Origin of the sequence: Corallococcus exercitus, assembly GCF_003611585.1 — a bacterium.
GTDB lineage: Bacteria > Myxococcota > Myxococcia > Myxococcales > Myxococcaceae > Corallococcus > Corallococcus exercitus.
The window spans coordinates 1-3,119 of the sequence record NZ_RAVW01000671.1; the positions used below are offsets into that span (position 1 = coordinate 1).

At 71.5% G+C, this 3,119-nt stretch carries 2 protein-coding genes and 1 pseudogene; 2 read left to right on the forward strand and 1 reads right to left on the reverse strand.

What is annotated here, in order from left to right; genetic code table 11:
- Positions 1-208 precede the first annotated feature (208 nt).
- Positions 209-1,432, forward strand: a complete 1,224-nt coding sequence (gene epsE, locus D7W79_RS40610; RefSeq protein WP_120530558.1) for an exopolysaccharide biosynthesis GT4 family glycosyltransferase EpsE — start codon at positions 209-211, stop codon at positions 1,430-1,432.
- On the opposite strand, the gene D7W79_RS40615 is transcribed toward epsE, so the two are convergent.
- Complete coding sequence (locus D7W79_RS40615) at positions 1,429-2,121, reverse strand: hypothetical protein (protein WP_120530559.1); 693 nt, start codon at positions 2,119-2,121, stop codon at positions 1,429-1,431. The two genes, epsE and D7W79_RS40615, sit on opposite strands and share 4 nt — an antisense overlap.
- A gap of 263 nt (positions 2,122-2,384) precedes the next feature.
- On the opposite strand from D7W79_RS40615, the pseudogene D7W79_RS40620 reads away from it, so the two are divergent.
- Positions 2,385-3,119: pseudogene (locus D7W79_RS40620) on the forward strand (hypothetical protein); the annotation flags it as partial.

Here is a 3,119-nt window from a genome sequence, read left to right on the forward strand (position 1 = left end):
CTCGGAGGGTGACGGGGGGCTCGAATCGGCGGACATGGGAGCGCGGACGGTATAACGCAATGAGGCGTCATGACCCAACGACCCGGGCGGGCGGGCAGGCGAAGGAGCGCGCCATCGGTCTGCTGTCACACGTGACACCCCCACCGGCCCCCTATGGCCCCCGCCGGGCGCGGGGAGCGTGGGGGACGCGGCGTGTTATGGATGGGGCGTGCAGAAGATCGGCTACCTGATTCCCGAGTTCCCCGGACAGACCCACATCTTCTTCTGGCGCGAGCTGCAGGCGCTGCCGGGGAAGGGTGTGTCGCCGGAGCTGGTGTCCACCCGTCCGCCGCCCGCGCGCATCATCAGCCACAGCTGGGCCCGCGAGGCCATGTCGCGCACGGAGTACCTGGCGCCGCCGCCGCCCCTGGGCGTGCTGCGGGCCGCGCTGGAGATTGCCCGGGCCATGCCCACGGGCTGGGCGCGGGTGCTGGCCTCCATCGCCCGGGCGGAGGGGCTGGACGCGAAGGGCCGCGCGCAGCTGGTGGCGTTCGCGGTGATGGGCGGCCGGCTGGCGTCGCTGGCGCGCGAGCGCGGCTGGACGCACGTGCACGTGCACTCCTGCGCCAACGCGGCGCACGTCGCCATGTTCGCGCACCTGTTGTCGGGGCTCACCTACAGCATGACGCTGCACGGGCCGCTGGACGACTACGGGCCGAACCAGCGGGAGAAGTGGCGGCACGCGAAGTTCGCCTTCGTCATCACCAAGAAGCTGCTGGCGGAGGTGCGCCAGGAGCTGGCCGGGAGCCTGCCGGAGCGCATCGAGCTGGCGCCCATGGGCGTGGAGCTGTCGCGCTTCCAGCGCTCGGTGCCCTACGAGCCGTGGTCCGGTGAAGGCCCGCTGCGGCTGTTCGCGTGCGGCCGGCTGAACCCGTGCAAGGGGCACGCGGACCTCATCGACGCGGTGGGGATGCTGCGCAAGAAGGGCATCGACGCGCGGCTGTCCATCGCGGGCGAGGACGAGGCGGGCGGCACCACGTACCGCAAGGTGCTGGAGGCGAAGCTCGCGCAGGACGGCCTCACGGACGCGGTGACGCTGCTGGGCGCGGTGAGCGAGGACGTGGTGAAGGACGGCATCCAGCGCTCGCACCTCTTCGCGCTGGCGAGCCTCCAGGAGCCGCTGGGCGTGGCCATCATGGAGGCCATGGCCATGCGCGCGCCGGTGGTGGTGACAGGCGCGGGCGGCGTGAAGGAGCTGGTGGACGACGGCGTGGACGGCGTGCTGGTGCCGCCGCAGGCGCCCGCGGTGCTGGCGGAGAAGCTGGAGAAGCTGGCGCGGGACCCGGCCGAAGCGGTGCGGCTGGGCGAGGCGGGCCGCCGCAAGGTGGAGGAGCAGTTCAGCAGCGAGCGCAGCGCGGACATGCTGGCGCGGATGCTGGACGCGCGGGCCTAACGCACGGCCTTCCAGAAGAAGAGGGCGGTGGCGCGCTTGTTCCGCTTGTCGCCCTGCCCGAAGTACGCGGTCGCCGAGTGCACGAAGTCCGCTCGGTAGACGATGAGGCGGTTGAAGACGTTCTCCACCTCCACGTCCTGCACCCACGCGTTCGCGGGCAGCTTCGTCACGCCGAAGGCCTGGGTGAGGTTGACGCAGCCGGGAGGGCAGGTGTTGCCGCCCAGGCCGCCGCTGGACAGGCGCAGCCGGTAGAAGGAGGTGCCCACGTGCTTCACGGGCGGCTTCGGGTGCAGGTAGATGACGCCCGCGAAGTCGCACAGGGCCAGCGAGTCCACGTGCGGCTTGGCGGTGGACTCCTTCTCCCCCACGAGCTGCACGTGGTTGTGGGACAGCGAGCCCTGCGCCGGGGCCTCCTGCTTGAGGGCGCGCACGCCGGTCTGTTCGCAGATCCACCGCTCCACGGGCGCCAGCTCTTCAGGCGTGAGCGCGTGGGGCGCGCGGATGCCGGGCCAGATTTCGGGCCGCCAGGGCGCGCCCATCGTCCAGTCCTCGCGGGCCAGGTTGCGCTCGTAGACCTCCAGCGCGTTGGGCAGGACGTTGTCGTGGATCCAGTAGTCCCGTCCCAGCTTCGGCTTCCGGTAGGGAAGCACGTCGCGAACGGCCGACTCGGGGCGCCGTGATTCGAGCATGCGCGGTTGCCGCCTTCCTGCCTCGCGGCCAGTGCCGGATCCGTAAAAGGGGTGTGGGGCGGAGGATCCGGCACTGGCCGTGAGACAGGGGCGTGTCAGCAAGAACCCTGCCGCGTCTTCACGGGCGGACGGTGCATCGGGCCGGGGCTTTCTGCCCCATGCGCCCCGGGTCCTGGTCACGCCGGGGCGTTTTGCCCCAAGGTCCCGGTGAAACATCCGCCCCCGTTCCACCCCTGGAGCCCTCCCCGATGCGTTCCCCTTCGATGTCCTCCCTTCGGAGGCAATCCCTGCTGTGCGCCGTGCTGATCAGCGGCGCAGGCCTTGCCGCCATCCCCGAGCGACAACCCCCCGACAGCGCCACGCTCCAGCGCAAGGAGGCCGCCCGGCGCGTTTCCGAAACGCCGCTGGCGGTGGCCCGCCCTCCGCCCACCACGAACCTGTGCCCGGGCGTCATCGGCAACGGCACGGTGCATCTGGGTGTTGCACCGCAGGGCCACCTGTACGTGCCCTGCGCCACCGGCACGACGTCCAGCGGGCCGTACGGCAGCACCGACGTGGGCCTGCGCTACGTCCCCACGCAAATGGAGGCCGCGACGCTGGGCATTCCCTGCGAGGGCTGGGGCGTGGCCAGCGCGGACCTGGGCATCTCCGGCTTCACCTCCGCGTCCTGCGGCCAGGGCAACGTCACGGTGGAGTCCTACAGCGCGAGCACGACCACGGCGCTGTCCGTGGTGCGCGTGGGCAACACGTTCCGCGTCACCCACCGCTACACGCCCTCGCCCGCGACGCCGCTGCTGTACCAGGTGGACGTCACCATCGAGAACCTCGGCGCCGTCACGGTGAACGACCTGCGCTACACGCGAGGCATCGACTACGACGTGGCGCCCAATCCCTTCTCGGAATACGTCACCCTGGCGGGCCTGCTGGCGCCGTCCGTGGTGGGCGTGAACACCAGCCCCTTCACCTCCGTGGATCCGCTGGCCCCGCACCCCGTGCTC